Source organism: Dehalococcoidia bacterium, assembly GCA_035310145.1.
Classification (GTDB): Bacteria; Chloroflexota; Dehalococcoidia; order CAUJGQ01; family CAUJGQ01; genus CALFMN01.
Map to the genome: position 1 here is coordinate 1 of DATGEL010000086.1, position 15,357 is coordinate 15,357.

A 15,357-nucleotide genomic window follows, 5' to 3' on the forward strand; every position below is an offset into this window, starting at 1 on the left:
CCCAGCGGGGGTGACAGGGGGCGTGTCCCCTACGCCCAGCGGAGCTGGCCGGCGAAGGGCGGAAGCCCGACGGTGCAAGCACCGCGGCCACCGGCCGCGCCAGATTTGGGGGTGACAGGGGGTTCGCCCCGTACGACCAGCAGAGCTCTTCGAGGCAAGCGTAAGGCCCGCAGTGAAATCATCGTCCGCGCAGCGGACTTCACATTCGGGGGTGACAGGGGGCGTGCCCCCTATGACCAGCGGAGATCTCTCATGAAGATCTTAGTGCTCGGCGGCGGCGGGTTCATCGGCCCGCGTGTGATGCGGCGTTTGCTCGATCGCGGTCACGACGTGGCCTGCATGGACGTGAACACGAATTCGCCCTTGCTGGCGGCCCTGCGGGAAAAGGTCCAGCTCTCCCGCGGCGACGTCACGCTGATGGACGACGTGATCGAGGCGATGTTGGAGAGCAAGCCAGACCGCGTGCTCAACCTCGCCTACCTGCTCGGCTCCGGCGACGAAGACCCGCACTTCGCCGTGCGCCTCAACATCCTCGGTATGGATAACTGCTTCGAGGCGGCGCGCCTCTGCGGCATCAAGCGGGTGATCTACGCGAGCTCGCTTGCCGTCTACGGCCAGCAGCGCCACTTCGGCGAGCGCGCCCTCACGGAGGACGATCTGCGCCTGGGCACGGGCGTCTACGCCGCCTCCAAGATCTACAACGAGCACCAGGCCGAGTGGTACAACCGCGCCTACCAGATGCAGATCACCGGCGTGCGCCCGGCCAACGTCACCGGGCCGGACAAAGTCCGCGGTTCAATGGACCACGTGCTGTGCATCACCCAGCCGGCGCGCGGCCAGGAGGTGCACTTCCCCTACCGCGACGCCATGCGCCTGCCGATCCACGTGGAAGACATCGCCGAAGTTTTCACGCGCGTGACGCTGGCCGAGGCGACGCGGCACCCGATCTACAACTCCGGCGGCGAGACGATCAGCCTGGGTGCGCTGGCAGACCTGGTGACACGCTACCTGCCGGACGCGAAGATCGGGTTCGACAAGGCCGAGGGAGGCCGCGAGCGCTCGGGCAACTACCTGATGGACAATACCCGCCTGCTCAGCGAGTTCGAGGTGCAGTACGCCCCCTTCCCGCGGCGCGTGCTCGAAATCATCAACGAGATCCGCGCGGAAGAAGGTCTGCCGCTCGTGCCCGCGTAGCCCGTGCGGGAGGCTGCTTCGCGGCCGCCGCTGTGGAGCCACGCACTCCGCACTGCGGCATGGCAGTGATATGATTTGATGGCATGCGACGGCATACGAGCCTAAATATTGAAGGGTAGCTGTTCAAAGCATTATGACATGGCTACAAGTTACGACTCCGATCTCGTGACCGTTGCCGAAGCGGCCCGAATCCTGCGGGTCAGCGCCGTCACCATACAGCGCTGGCTCCGGCAGGGTCGGCTGTCCGCGCACCACATCGGTCCCCGGGCAGTGCGCATTCGCCGGATAGACCTGGCGCAGGTCATTGCACCCTACGATCAAAGGACGACGGCGGCAAAACCAGCGAGTGATAGTCTTACGACGACGTTGGCACCCCTCGATGACGAGGAGATTGCGGCGCAGCAGGCCGCGCTCGCGGCCTCGGCCGAACTGCTCGCGCAGCAGGCAGCGCGGCGCGGCGGCAAACCCTTCGATGAGTCCTGGCCCCTGATCCGCGTCGCCCGCGCGGCTCGCTCGCGCCAGCAAGCATGAACCACGCTATTGCCGTCGATGCCAGCGTCGCGGTCAAGTGGGTAGTGCTGGAACCGCTGAGCACGCAGGCGCGGGCACTTGTGGCGGACAGCATCGCCGCCCGGCGTCCACTGCTCGCTCCGCCGCACTTCAGCGGCGAGGTTACCAACGCCCTCCACCAGCGCTGGCGCAGCGCCGATCCCGACAAACGCCTGATCGATGCAGAAGCGGACGCCGCGCTGGCCGGCTTCCTGCTGTTTCAGGTCGAGCAGCGTGCGCCAACGGGCCTCTATGCCCAAGCCGCGGCGCTTGCCCGCAGGTTGCGCCTGTCCAGCGTCTACGATGCCCTGTATGTCGCTCTCGCCGAGCTGGAGAGCGTGGAGTTGTGGACCGCCGACACCCGCCTCATCCGCGAGCTGGGCACGCGCGCGCCCTGGGTCAAGGCACTCGCCGGCTATCCCTTGCCTGGCCAGGCACTCCGCACGCCGTGAGCCACGTGATGCAGGCTTGTTCACCATCTCCAACGAACTGGCCTTGCCGCGAATCTGCAAATAGCCCGAGAGCATTGCTCGCTCAGCCAGACGGAGTTGCTTCCCCTGCCGCAGTCTGCCAGCCGGCGAAGCGCGGGCCGTCGGGCGCTCGCCACTTGCGCAGGGCGACGACGTAGCCGAAGGGGTCGCGGATCGTCGCCTGCCGGCCCCAGAAGCTGCGCGGCGTGAATGGCTCGCCCGCGATCTCGACGCCTTTGCCGCGCAGCTCGGCCAGCGTGGCATCGAGGTCGTCCACCACCAGCCCGAAGCGCCGTTCGCCCTGCACGCCGGCGACAGACGGCAGAACTTCGAGCAGCACGCCGCCGAGTTCGAGATAGGCGGCCGCCGCGCCGTCTGCCGTCTGCCAGCGCCGCTGCAAACGAAAGCCCAGCGTTTCGGTGTACAAGCCGATCGCCGCCTCGACATCGGGCACGGGCAGGTAGACGTGGCTGAAGCCGGTGATCATGCAAGCCTCCGCGGCGTTCGGCCCTCAACCTCTCTTATCTCCTTCTCCCGATCCTGGGAGAAGGAGACGATCCTGTGGTGAGCGTGCCGATCGAAAAACGGTTAACCCGACGCCTTCTCGCTTCAGCAACCAGGGATCGCCCCTCTCCATACAAGATCGCGCTCCGCGCGATCTGGACGATTGGCAGAGGGACGGGGGTGCGGGCCGAAGCTACGCCCGGCCCCAGAGTGTGTTCGACGCGATGCGGGCGCCTTCGGCCATGGCGCGGAACTTGGCCCACTGGATCGAGGCATCGGCCACGCGGCTGAGGCCGCAATCGGTGCCGCCGATCACGTTCTCCCGCCCAACCAGGTTGGCGTAGCGCAGCAGCCGCTGGGCCACCAGCTCCGGGTGCGCCACGAACTCCGGCGCGCAGTGGCCGAGTACGCCGGGCATCAGGATCTTGCCCGCCGGCAGCTTCACGTCCTCGAACACCTGCCACTCGTGCTCGTGCTGCGGGTTGCTCGCCTCGATCGAGTAACACTGCGCCTTCACCGAGAAGATCAGGTCGATGATGTCGCGCAGCGGGATGTCCTGCGTGTGCGGATGGTGAAAGCTGCCCCAGCAGACGTGCAGCCGCACCCGCTCCTCGGGAATGCCGCGGATCGCGTGGTTGATCGCCTCCACGCGCTGCGCCGCGAACTTGCGGTAGGCGGCCACGTCCATCTCGGGGTGGACGTGATAGCCGTCCGGCAGGTCGGGGTCGTCGATCTGCACGACGATACCCGCGTCGGCGATCGCCTTCTACTCCTCGTGCATCGCGCCAGCGACTGCGCAGAGCACGGCGAGGCCGCCGAGAAGCAGCCGGCCGATCAATGTGCCGTCCTTCGAATTGGCTAGCCCGCCAGTGCCCGTATTCGGCAGAGACAGCGCAACCGCGGGCGCTGCGGCAGCCGTGCCACCCGCAATCGCTGGAGCGGCCGGTCGCTGAGCTGCGCCAACTGGCGCGCCAGACGCCAGTTGAACAGCGCTGCCACCGAGGCCGGTTTTCGGAGGCCGCGACGGGACGATCGGGGTCGGAGGTACGGTCGCACCGCTGGCCGTCGGTGTAGCGGTCGCACCGCCGGCCGTCACCATAGCCGTCGCTGTCGCGGTCGCGCCTCTGGCCGCCGCGCCGCTGGCCGGTGCGCCGCTGGCCGTCGGTGTAGCCGCCGCGCCGCTGGCGGTCGATGTAGCCGCCGCGCCGCTGGCGGTCGCCATAGCCGCTGGCCCCGCAGCCGGCGCCGTCGTGGGCGGCGCAGTGGCTATTGGGACGAACCCTGTTGGAACAGGGGATGGGCTTGGGAAGGTCACTGGCAGGATGAACACTGGCGGAACGGTGGTCGGGCTTGCCGTCGGACTGGTGGTTGGGCTTGCCGTCGGACTGGTGGTCGGGGTCGGAGTTACCTGCGAGCAGGTGGTAGGGCTGACGTGGTTGGTATCCATCGTTACCGCGCCATTTCGTGCCAATGCTCTGCCGGACACATTCGTCCCGGTGACCAGCGCAATGCTCGTGAGCGCGAGAATATTTCCAACGAACGTGGTGCCCGTACCGAGCGTCGCGGAGCTACCCACCTGCCAGAATACGTTGCAACCCTGAGGGGCACTGGCATTGATCACGGCAACAGACGAGTTGCTTGCCGTCGTGAGGGTACTTCCTATCTTGAACACGAAGACCGCGTTGGGGTTACCCAGGGCGTTGAGCACGAGTGCTCCCGTCAACTGAGCCGACGACGAAAAGCAATAGACGCCTGGCGTGAGTGTTCGGCTGCCGAGATCCTGACCGGTCAGGTCGACGTCGCACGGCTCGCCCGCGAGAACGTTATACGCGGTCGTCACGTCGTTTTGAGCTTGAAGCGCGACCGCGTCGGCGGCATGGATCGTTCCTCCGGTCACCATGCCCGGAGGAAAGCCGCTGACCGCGGTACCTGGGCTGACGCCCAGGTTTCCGATGACGACCGTCGGGCCGGTATTGGTTACCGCGGAGCCGGCGAGGACGGCAAAGCTCTGGGCGGTGCCCAGCGACGGCGCAGTCGCTACAGCCAGCACGCGGCCGGGCTTGCTGCCTCCAAGGTAGGTACCAGTCACGAGCACGGCACAAGCGACGAGCCCCATCCAGGCCAACCGTTTGGGCCAGTCATCTCGCTTGAACATGCTATCCTCCGGTGGAGGGAGAATGCGAGGCAGCAGCTGGGATGGCAGTCAGCGGCCGACTAACAGCCCGGGCCTGAGTGTGGCGGGTGGAGTTGCGGGCCGCCGGCTGATGCTGCCGCTGCAGCTCTTCTTCGCTGACTCCCGCGCAGCAGTTTACCGTGGATGATTGAGAATTGCTATGGTATTACACACATAGCCAATGATGCTTTACATATTTGGGCAGGGCGCCTGACCGATGGCGCCCTGAGATACCCGAGAATCGGCGGGATGAGTGCTCCCGCTACTGCTCTGCGTGCTCGGTGAACCAGCCCTGGACGCCTATCCGGCGACGTCGGCGACGTCGGCCCCTCAGGGTCTTTTGATTCTGCAACTGTCGCGGCAGATCGCGGCGCTGGCGCTCGCCGCTCCGCGGCGACGGGCCGTTCACGAACGGCCCCTACCAACCGCTGGAGGACGCCCACGGGCGGTGCCACCGTCCAGCCGGAAGGCAGCGCAGTGCTCAGCCGAGAATCAAAAGACCCTACGGCGCCGGCGCGCTGCGTGCGGCGCTTGGCCCGCACGGCGGAGTCCGGCCCGACCGCCTGCGGCAGCCAGGCCGGGACCGTGCCCAGGCAGGCCCGCCGCCTGGCCAGCGGGCGGCCCGCGTCCGGCGCCGGGCACGCTGCTCCAGGCGCCGGCGGGCAGGCGCCCACGCGGGCGCCAGCGGGCGCACGGCACGGGGGTCCGCGCCGCGCAGTGCGCGAAGGCGGCGGGGCATGGCGCACCTCCCGGCGTGCGTGACCATCACGGTAGCCCACTTGGCGGCTGCACCACTTAACCCGGCGTTGGGTAGGGGCCGTTCGCGAACAGCCCGTCGCGGCACCAGCCGCGACCAGCAGCGCACCGGTCAGCCCAACACCGCCTCGGCTCGCTTTACGCCGGATCGCCCCTCTCTTCCATACAGGCCGCAAGCGCTTCGCGGTCTACAAGACCCGTGTGTATGGGAGAGAGGGGAAAGGGGGAGTGAGGGCCGCTTACCCCCACGGGCCGAGGAAGGGCTCGCCGGCGAAGGTATCGGGCCGCGCCTCCACGGTTTCCGGCCAGCCCGCCGGGTCGGCGCCCGCGCCGAGCCGTTCGAGGGATGTGCTCGCGCGGCCGTCGCCGGTCACCTGCTGCATGTAGTAGTAGAGCTGGATGCAGTGCCCGTCCGGGTCCAGCACGTGCGCGGCGTAGTCGATGCCCGGATACAGCTCGGGCGGCACGCTGTCCAGCAGGCGGCAGCCGTTCTCCGTCAGGAACTGCACGGCGGCGCGAAGCTGGCGATAGTTCGCCACCTGCATGCCGAAGGCGGCGCAGGTGGTGTGCACGTTCATGCCCAGCGTCGGGCGCAACTGCACCGGCAGCAGCGCCAGCGCGTGGTGCTCCGTGTTGGCACGCAGGAAGACGCAATGGTAGCCGTGCCAGTCCAGCTCCGCGCTGACCTTGAAGCCGAGCCGGTCGCGGTAGAAGGCCGTGGCCGCGGCGACATTGGCGACGAAGAGGCTGACCGGGCCGATGCGCACGACTTTGAACGGCCGCGGCAGCAGGATGCCGTCCACGTCGTAGGTCGCGGGCAGGTCATCGTGCTGGTGGTAGCCGGCGTGCAGGTCCGTGCCTTGCGCCAGCTCGTTGCGGATCTCGTCGATCTCGCTGATCTGCGGCAGCTCGGGCGGCTGCTGGAAGCCGCGGTGGTAGAGGCTGCGCGGCTTGCTGAAGCCTTCCCAGCCCACCTGCTCGATGCCGTAGTACAGCTCGTTGGTGTGGCCGTCGGGATCCAGCACGTAGGTGTGCCAGTTGGAGCCGGGCATGTCGCGGCCGGTGCGCACGATCGGCACGCCCTCTTCCTTAAACCACTTCGCCCCGTTGCCGACTTCGGCCAGGCTGCCTACCTGCCAGGTGATCTGGTTGATCGTGACGCCGGGCACGACGCGGCGCTGGCCGAGCTGCGCCATCCGGTCCATCACGTCGCGGTTGAAGAGCACAAAGGTGTGGTGGTCGGTGTTGTGGCGGGTGAAGTAGCCGGTGGGATGCTGCAAGCCGCCGCGCTGCTCCTCCGGCAGGCGGCTGGCGAAGTCGATCTCATCGGAAATGCGGAAGCCGAGCAGGTCCGAGTAGAAGCGCCGGCACGCCTCCATGTTCGCGTCGGCGACGTTGAAGCCGAAGTGGCCCAGCCGCCGGATCTTGAAGGGGCGGTCCAGCAACACGCCCCCGACATCGTGTTTCGCCTGAACCGAGGTGGTCACGGCCTGCCTCCTGCATTGATCCCTCTGCGCGGCCGCGCAACAGTCGACGAGTTCGGCAGCATGATACGCCTTGCGCACCCGGATCGCGCGCCGGCGCTAGCCCCAGACGGCGCGGGCGGTCTTCGCCACCAGCTCCAGCTTGCGGCGCATCTCGTCCCAGGTCAGCAGGTTGCCCGCCGCGGTCGAGGCGAAGCCGCACTGCGGCGAGATTGCCAGCCGCTCGATCGGCACGTACGTCGCCGCCTCGTCGATCCGACGGCGCAGATCGTCGATCGACTCCAGCGCCGGCTCTTTCGAGCTGATCAGCCCCAGCACCACCATCCTGTCCCGCGGCACGAAGCGCAGCGGCGCGAAGCTGCCGGCGCGGTCGGTGTCGTACTCCAGCAGGAAGCGGTCGACGTTGAGCCGGGGGAAGGCCTGCTCCGCGATCGCGTCGTAGCTGCCCTCGGCGTGCCAGGCGCTGCGGTTGTTGCCGCGGCACATGTGCATGCCCACGGTCAGCCCCTCGCGGCGCAACCCCTCGAGCACGGCGTTGTCGGCGGCGATCAGCGTCTCCAGGTAGGCGTCGGGGTCTTCACCCTCGGCGATCATGCGGGCGCGGATCGTCTTGTCCGCCACGCGCTCGACGTAGTGCAGCGAGTCGAGCTGGAGGTACGAGGCGCCGTCCGCGATCAGCGTCTGCAGCTCGCCCCTGAGGATGCCGATTACCTCGTTGTCGAACTCGGCCCGTGTCGCGTAGGCCTTGTCGGTGACGCCGGACTTGTACAGCGCCCCGGACACGGACAGCGGCCCGGCCGTGGTGATCTTCCACGGCCCCGGCGCGTGCTGCTTGAGAAAGGCGGCCTCGGCGCCGGCCAGGCGGCGGACCTGCCGCAGCTTGCCGCTGGCGACGAGGCTGGGCATCGCGGCCACGGTGGCGTTGGCCACGTCGCTGTGCGGCCCTTGCCAGGCGCCGAGCAGGCGGCGGATCGGCGGGTCGGGGTCGGGCGCAAGCCCTTCTACCGACTCACGGAAGGCGGAGCTCCAGGCGGCGCGGCGGTACTCGCCCTCGGTGAAGACGTCGATGCCGGCCTCGCGCTGCAGGTCAAGCGCCTTCAGCACGGAGGCGTCCTCGATCTCGCGCAACCGCTCGGCGCCGATGCGCTGCTCGGCGAAGTCCTGCCGCGCCGCGAGCAGCTCCGGCGGCCGCAGCAGGCTGCCCACATGGTCGGCGCGAAACGCTGGGGCCATCGCTTAAACCCTCCAGGACACGTTGCACCGACGGGAGGTTCTTGGCGCTGCGGTCGGAGCCGGCGGCTGCCAAGGCGGGATCGCGCCTCGATTCCAACGGGTCCGACGCGTCATTCTACGCGCGTGCGGCCGACGCATACATCAGCCGCGGTCCCCAAGCTGTTCTGTGGCCGATTGTAGCCCGCGTACATGGCGCGCGGCGGGACGGCGGCGTCCGCGTGCAGAGAGGTGGCGGCGCGGCCCGCCCTCGGCATACGATAGACTGGCTCGCCTGTGCCCGCATGCAGAATCCGCCCGAACAGGATCCGGTGGTGTCAGCTCGCGCTCAGGTCATCGGCGCGCCGGTCGCCCGCATCGAAGGCCCCGACAAGGTCAGCGGGCGGGCGCGGTACGCCGCCGACATCTCGTTGCCCGGCATGCTCTGGGGCAAGATCCTGCGCAGCCCGCATCCCCACGCACGCATCCGCGGCATCGACGCCTCGGCGGCGCGGAAGTTGCCGGGCGTGCGCGCCGTGGTCACGGGGCTGGACGTGCCGGGGCACTACATCGGCAAGGTGCTGCGCGACATGCCCGTGCTCTGCTGGGAGCGCGTGCGCTATGTGGGCGACCGCGTGGCGGCGGTGGCGGCGGAGACGCCCGAAGCCGCGGAGGAGGCGCTGGCGCTGATCGAGGTCGAGTACGAAGCGCTGCCCGCGGTCTTTGACCCGATCGAGGCGCTGCGGCCCGAGGCGCCGCTGCTGCACGAGAACGTCGCGGCCTACGCCGGCGCGCCGGTTGCCATCCTCGCGACCGACCTGCACAACGGCCAGACACGCCTCGCCTGGAGCAAGGGCGACGTCGCGCAGGGGTTCCGCGAGGCCGACCTGGCGCTCGAACACAGCTTCCGCGTTCCCAGCCGTCACCAGGGCTACCTGGAGCCCTTCGCCAGCGTACTCGCGATCGACGATGGCGGCCGCGTGCAGGCCTGGTGTTCGAGCAAGGCGCCCTTCCGCGTGCGCATCCAGCTCGCGCAGGCGCTCGGCATTCCCGAAGAGGCGATCCGCGTCAACGTCGTCTCCGTCGGCGGCGACTTCGGCGGCAAGGGCGACGCCCGCGACCTGCCGATCGCCTACTTCCTGGCGCAACAGGCGAGGCGGCCGGTGAAGATCGTGATGAGCTTCGCCGAGGAGCTGACCGCCGGCAACCCCACGCACCCCACCATCATCACGATCCGCTCCGGCGTCATGCGCGACGGGCGCATCGTCGCCCGGCAGGTGCGGGCGGTGCACGCCAGCGGCGCCTACGGCGCGCTGAAGCCGAACGCGTCGCTCTCCACCTGGCACTACGTCGGCGGCGCCTACCGCATTCCGCATACCTCGTTCGAGTTCCTGCAGGTCTACACGAATACCGTGCCCGGCGGCTACTTCCGCGCACCGGGGGCGCACCAGTACACCTTCGCGCTCGAATCGCACACGGACCTGATCGCGCGGGCGTTAGGGCTGGACCCGGCGGAGTTCCGCCTGCGCAACCTGCTGCGCGAGGGCGAAGAAGACGCCGTCGGCAGGCGGCTGCGCTGCATCAAGGCGAAAGAGGTGCTGGAGGCGGCGCTCGCGGCGAGCGGCTGGGGCACGCCGCTGCCGGGGCCGCACCGTGGCCGCGGCATCGGCCTCTTCGGGCGGCAGATCGGCGGGGGCGCCGGCGGCGCGGTGCTCACCGCCGAGGCGAACGGCAGCTACAGCGTGCTCAGCCCCACCGTCGACGTCGGCACGGGCACGCACACGATCGTGCAGCAGATCGTGGCGGCCGAAATGGGCGTGAGCGTCGATCGCGTGAGCGTGCACGCCGGCGACACCGACAGCGCGCCGTTCGACGAAGGCCCGCGCGCCAGCCGCGTGACCTACACCGAAGGCCAGGCGGCGCTCAGGGCCTGCGCCGAGCTGAAGCAGCGGCTGGCGGAGCCGGGCGTGCAGCTTCCCGTGACCGTGCGCGTGCAGCACGACGCGCCGCAGCCGGGAGACGTGGCCTACTTCTGCGCCCAGATCGCCGAGGTCGAAGTGGACCCCGAGACGGGGCAGGTTGCGGTGCAGCGGGTGGTCTCCGCGCACGACGTGGGCACGATCATCAACCCGATTACGCACCAGGGGCAGATCAACGGCGGCTTCGTTACCGGCCTGGGGCTGGCGATGACCGAAGAGCTGGTCTCGGAGGAAGGCCGCATCATCAACGGCCATCTCGGCGACTACAAGCTGCCGACGGTGCGCGACGTGCCGCCCTTCGAGACGGTGCTGGTGCCTTCAAGCGGCGGCGCCGGACCCTACGAGGCGAAGGCGATCGGCGAGCTGGCGAACAACGCGCCGGCCGCCGCCATTGCCAACGCCGTGGCGGCCGCCAGTGGCGCTCGCCTGCACGAGCTGCCGATCACCGCCGAGCGGGTCTACCGTGCCCTGCCCGGCGAGCGGTAGCGACGCAGGCTGATTCCCCCGCACAAGCCGGCCGCGCTGGTGTACCTTCTCGGTGACACGCACCGGAAGCGGTTCGGCGGATCTTGTGCCCGCCATACGATGCGCGGTGTGATGCCGCCGCCGTAGGCTGCAGTGGTGCGCCGGGGCGGCCGCGTCGCCGCGCCCGGCTCGCATGATGAAGAGGATTGGCGATGGTCGCGTACCAGGTCATCGGCACGCCGGCGCCGCGTTTCGAGGGCGCGGAGAAGGTCACCGGCCGGGCGAAGTACGCAGCGGACTACACCTTGCCCGGCACGGTCTGGGGTAAGACCCTGCACAGCCCGCATGCGCACGCCCGCATCGTGCGCATTGACACCTCCGCGGCGAAACGCGTCCCCGGCGTGCACGCGGTGATCACCGGCGAGGACACGCGCGACGGCGGACTCTGGGGCCGCGGCGTCAAGGACGCGCCCGTGCTCGCCTACGGCCGCGTGCGCTACATCGGCGAGCGCGTGGCCGCCGTCGCCGCCGACGACGAGGATATCGCCCAGCAGGCGCTGGACCTGATCGAGGTCGAGTACGAAGCGTGGCCGGCGGTCATGGATCCCTTCGAGGCGCTGCAGCCCGGCGCGCCGATCCTGCACCCGGACTTCAACTCCTACTTCGGTTTCAAGTACAAGCAGGAGACCCCCTCCAACATCCACCTGCAGACGCGGCTTGACCGCGGCGACGTGGAGCATGGCTTCGCCGAGGCCGATCTGATCGTCGAGAACACCTACGTCACGCAGCGCCAGTCGCAGGGCTATTTGGAGCCGCACGCGCTGCTCGTGCACATCGACCCCGCGGACGGCCGCGTGCACGTCTGGCATTGCAACAAAGTCCCGCACAACACGCGCGGCGCCCTGGCCGTGGCGGCCGGCATCCCGGAAGAGCGGATCGTCTTCCACCCGACCTTCATCGGCGGCGACTTCGGCGGCAAGGGCAACTCGCGCATCACGCCGATCGCCTACTACCTGGCCAAAGCCAGCGGCCGTCCGGTGCGCATGATCTCGGACTACCTCGAAGAGTTTCTGGCCGGCAACCCGCGCCACCACGTGATCATCCGGCTCAAAAGCGGCGTCAGGCGCGACGGCACGATCACCGCGCACCAGGTTAACTACACGGTCAACACCGGCGCCTACGCCGCCTTCAAGCCGTTCGGCGGCATCGGCGGTGCGAATCAAGCGGCGGGGCCGTACCGCATTCCCAACTGCCGCATCGAGTCGACCTTCGTCTACACCAACCTGCTGCCCGGCGGCTTCGTGCGTGCCCCCGGCGAGCCGCAGGGCGTCTGGGCGATCGAGTCGCATATCGACGAGATTGCCCGGCGCCTCGGCATGGACCCGGCCGCCTTCCGGCTCAAGAACCTGATCACGGAAGGCGACGAAGCGCCCTGGGGCGAGCAGTTCGAGCACATCCGCGCCGTCGAGACGCTGCAGGCCGCGCTCGACGCCTCGGGCTACGACAAGCCGAAGCCGGCACACAGCGGCCGCGGCGTGGCCGTGGGCGAGCGCGGCACCGGCGGCGGCGAGGGCACCGCTGAGATCAGGCTCAACCCCGACGGCAGCGTTGTGCTCGCCACGCCGATCTTCGACCAGGGCACCGGCACCTACACCACGCTGGCGCAGGTCGTAGGCGAGGAGCTGGGCATCGAGCCGCGGCGCATCCGCCTGCAGGTTTGGGACACTGACGTGATCCCCTCGGACGCTGGCCTGGCGGGCAGCCACGGCACGCTGATCCAGACCAGCGCCGCGCGCGAGGCGGCACAGGCGTTGAAGCAGGAGCTGATCCGGCTCGCGGCGCGGCAGCTCGAATGGCCGGAGGAGGCGATCGGCTTCTCAGCCGGCGAGCTGCGCCGCGCCGACACGGGCGAGGCGGTACCCTGGGCCGATCTGCTCAAGCGCACCGGCCAGTCGGTGAGCGGCCGCGGCCACGTCGTGGCGCCGCGCTCGCACACCACGGCGTTCGTGGCCCAGGTGGCGGAAGTCTCGGTCGACCCGGAGACGGGCGAGGTGAAGCTGCTCAACTTCACCACGGCGCACGACGCCGGCACCGTCGTCAATCCGATCGGCTTCCAGGGCCAGATCAACGGCGGCGTGATGCTGGGCATCGGCTACGCGCTGATGGAGGAGATCACGATCGAGGACGGGCGCGTGACCACGCTCTCCTTCGGCGACTACAAGCTGCCGACGCCGCGCGACATCCCGCCGCTCAAAACGGTGGTGCTGCCGTCAAGTGAAGGCGACGGGCCGTACCACATCCGCGGCATCGGCGAGGCGCCGTGCACGCCGGTGGCGCCGGCGATCGCCAACGCGGTCGAGGACGCGATCGGCGTGCGCATCCGCGAGCTGCCGATCACCGCCGAAAAGGTGTACGCGGCGCTCAAGCAGCGAGGCCGTGCCACCGAGCCAGCCGCGCAGCCGGCCGCACGGGGAGGTGCGCAGTAGTGGAAGCGATCAGCCCATACCGCATCCGGCTCACGGTCAACGGCGAGCCGCGCGAGGCGAGCGTGCCGGCGCGGCGCACGCTGGTCGATCTGCTGCGCTACGACCTCGGCCTCACCGGCACCAAGGAGGCGTGCAGCGTCGGCGTCTGTGGCGCCTGCACCGTGCTGCTCGACGGCCGCCTCGTCGCCTCCTGCATCACGCTGGCCGTGCAGGTGGACGGCGCGCGGGTCACCACGATCGAGGGCGTGGCCGAGGGCGAGAAGCTGCATCCGCTGCAGCAGGCCTTCATCGATCACGGCGGCTTCCAGTGCGGCATCTGCACGCCGGGCCAGATCGTGGCGGCGAAAGCGTTGCTGGACAGCAACCCGCACCCCAGCGAGGACGAGATCAAAGACTGGATGATGGGCAATCTCTGCCGCTGCACCGGCTACTACCAGATCGTCGAGTCGATCGCCAAAGCGGCGGCGGGGGGCTGAGATGCGCGACTTCCAGTTCCATGCCCCCGCGACGTTGGATGAGGCGCTGGCGCTGCTGGCCGAGCACGGCGAGGCGGCGCGGCCGATGGCCGGAGGCACCGCGCTCGTCGTGCTGATGAAGCAGTCGTTGGTAGAGGCCGAGCAGATCGTCAGCCTGGCGCGCATCCCCGGCCTGGACACGATCCGCGTCGAGGGCGGCGAGCTGCACATCGGCGGCCTGGCGCGGCACTACGACGTGGAAACCTCGCCCGTGGTGCGCGGCTTCGCGCCGTTTCTCTGCGAGGTCTACCGGCGCGTGGCGACGGTGCGCGTGCGCAACATGGCCACGGTGGGCGGCGGCCTGGCCCACGCCGACCCGGCGCAGGATCCGCCGCCCGGCTTCATCGCGCTCGACGCGCGCGTGCGCCTCGTTTCGCGCGGCGGCCAGCGCGAGTTGCCCGTGGCCGAGCTTTCCCGCGACTACTACGAGACCGTGATCCGGCCCGACGAGATCCTGACCGAGGTGATCGTGCCGCGCCCCGCGTCGGGCGCGGCGTTCGCCTATTTGAAATTCCTGCCGCGCACGGAGGACGACTACGCGACGGTCGCCGTGGCGGCACGGGCCGAGCGGCAGAACGGCGTCTGTCGCAACCTGCGCGTGGCATTGGGCGCCGCCGGGCCGACGCCGATCCGTGCGACGGCGGTCGAGCAGGCGCTGGAAGGACGGGCCGTCTCCACGGCGAGCGTGCGCGCGGCAGCCGAGACGGTGGCGGACGCCGTCGATCCACTGGACGACTTCCGCGGCTCGTCAGGCTACAAGCGCGAGATGGCCGTTGTCTTCACGCGGCGGGCTCTGGAGCGCGTGCTGGGGTTGACGGCGTGAAGTTCGAACACCGTGTCGAGATCGCCGCGCCGCAGGCAACCGTGCGCGCCTTTTTGGACGACGTGCCGCGCTCCGCCCGCTGCCTGCCCGGTCTGGAAGAGCTGCAGCCGCTTGAGGACGGCTGGTACGAGGGCCGCGTGGGCATGAAGCTCGGCCCGGTCGGCTTTCATTTCACCGGCAAGGCGCGGCTGGAGCGAGCGAGCGAGCGCTGGCAGCTGCACGGTGAGGGCCGTGACCGGCGCGTGGGCGCCGGTGTCGTCGCCCGCATCGAGGCGAGCCTCGACGACCTGCCGGCGGCGCAGGCCGCGAGCCTGCCGGGCACATCCGTACAGATCTCGGCCGACATGCAGTTCTCGGGCCGCCTCGCCGAGCTGGGCCAGCCGCTGATCAAGCGCAAGGCCGACGCGCTGGTGAAGGAGTTCGCGCTGAACCTGCAGCGGGCGCTGGCGGGGAGGAACGAGGAAATAGGAGGAGACAGGAAATAGAATGAAGGAAATAGGAAATAGCCGGCGGACCTCGCGCTCGTACCCCTCTTTTCTATTTCCTCGTCCCGATTTCCTCGTTCCCATACTGGGGCCGCGAATCGACGAGCCACAAACGGAGGGCAGCGATGTTAGGACTGGGGCTCGCCTCTTCCCACGCGCCGGGCATGTGGCGGCCGCCTTCCGAGTGGACGCACTTTCTCGAACGCATGCCGGATGAGATCAGGAACTCGCTGCCGCAGACGGCCCGGCAGGAGATCGCGTCGCT

Annotated in this window: 13 protein-coding genes; 8 read left to right on the forward strand and 5 right to left on the reverse strand. The window is 69.3% G+C overall.

The window, feature by feature from the left end; all coding sequences use genetic code 11:
• Positions 1–252: 252 nt before the first annotated feature.
• From VKV26_16150 to VKV26_16160, 3 genes are all read left to right on the forward strand, one after another.
• Positions 253–1,194 (forward strand): NAD(P)-dependent oxidoreductase, encoded by a 942-nt coding sequence (locus tag VKV26_16150; GenBank protein ID HLZ71434.1) that lies wholly within the window; start codon positions 253–255, stop codon positions 1,192–1,194.
• A 138-nt stretch (positions 1,195–1,332) separates the two neighbouring features.
• Positions 1,333–1,725 (forward strand): helix-turn-helix domain-containing protein, encoded by a 393-nt coding sequence (locus tag VKV26_16155; protein ID HLZ71435.1) that lies wholly within the window; start codon positions 1,333–1,335, stop codon positions 1,723–1,725.
• The gene (locus tag VKV26_16160; protein ID HLZ71436.1) at positions 1,722–2,195 is read left to right on the forward strand and encodes a type II toxin-antitoxin system VapC family toxin; all 474 of its coding nucleotides are present in this window, start codon (positions 1,722–1,724) and stop codon (positions 2,193–2,195) included. Before VKV26_16155 ends, VKV26_16160 begins: the two co-directional genes overlap by 4 nt.
• 82 nt (positions 2,196–2,277) lie before the next feature.
• On the opposite strand, the gene VKV26_16165 is transcribed toward VKV26_16160, so the two are convergent.
• From VKV26_16165 to VKV26_16185, 5 genes are all read right to left on the reverse strand, one after another.
• Entirely contained in the window at positions 2,278–2,700 is a 423-nt protein-coding gene (locus tag VKV26_16165) for a VOC family protein (protein HLZ71437.1), read from the reverse strand.
• A gap of 210 nt (positions 2,701–2,910) precedes the next feature.
• Positions 2,911–3,477: a hypothetical protein gene (locus VKV26_16170; protein HLZ71438.1), complete on the reverse strand. Its 567-nt coding sequence runs from the start codon at positions 3,475–3,477 to the stop codon at positions 2,911–2,913.
• Between the two features lie 6 nt (positions 3,478–3,483).
• Positions 3,484–4,872, reverse strand: a complete 1,389-nt coding sequence (locus VKV26_16175; protein HLZ71439.1) for an ice-binding family protein — start codon at positions 4,870–4,872, stop codon at positions 3,484–3,486.
• A gap of 1,013 nt (positions 4,873–5,885) precedes the next feature.
• A complete protein-coding gene (locus VKV26_16180; GenBank protein HLZ71440.1) occupies positions 5,886–7,133 on the reverse strand; it encodes a VOC family protein in 1,248 nt (415 codons plus the stop codon).
• Between the two features lie 96 nt (positions 7,134–7,229).
• Positions 7,230–8,363: a cobalamin-independent methionine synthase II family protein gene (locus VKV26_16185; protein ID HLZ71441.1), complete on the reverse strand. Its 1,134-nt coding sequence runs from the start codon at positions 8,361–8,363 to the stop codon at positions 7,230–7,232.
• Between the two features lie 311 nt (positions 8,364–8,674).
• On the opposite strand from VKV26_16185, the gene VKV26_16190 reads away from it, so the two are divergent.
• The 5 genes from VKV26_16190 (at position 8,675) to VKV26_16210 (ending at position 15,092) form a co-directional block, all read left to right on the forward strand.
• Positions 8,675–10,804, forward strand: coding sequence for a xanthine dehydrogenase family protein molybdopterin-binding subunit (locus VKV26_16190; protein HLZ71442.1), 2,130 nt, complete (start codon positions 8,675–8,677; stop codon positions 10,802–10,804).
• Positions 10,805–10,995: 191 nt separating this feature from the next.
• Positions 10,996–13,269 carry a xanthine dehydrogenase family protein molybdopterin-binding subunit gene (locus VKV26_16195; GenBank protein ID HLZ71443.1) on the forward strand — a complete coding sequence of 758 codons (2,274 nt, stop codon included), beginning with the start codon at positions 10,996–10,998 and terminating at the stop codon, positions 13,267–13,269.
• Positions 13,270–13,277: 8 nt separating this feature from the next.
• Positions 13,278–13,745 (forward strand): (2Fe-2S)-binding protein, encoded by a 468-nt coding sequence (locus VKV26_16200; protein HLZ71444.1) that lies wholly within the window; start codon positions 13,278–13,280, stop codon positions 13,743–13,745.
• 1 nt (position 13,746) lies between these two features.
• Positions 13,747–14,607 (forward strand): xanthine dehydrogenase family protein subunit M, encoded by an 861-nt coding sequence (locus tag VKV26_16205; GenBank protein ID HLZ71445.1) that lies wholly within the window; start codon positions 13,747–13,749, stop codon positions 14,605–14,607.
• Complete coding sequence (locus VKV26_16210; GenBank protein ID HLZ71446.1) at positions 14,604–15,092, forward strand: SRPBCC domain-containing protein; 489 nt, start codon at positions 14,604–14,606, stop codon at positions 15,090–15,092. Before VKV26_16205 ends, VKV26_16210 begins: the two co-directional genes overlap by 4 nt.
• Positions 15,093–15,357: the final 265 nt, after the last annotated feature.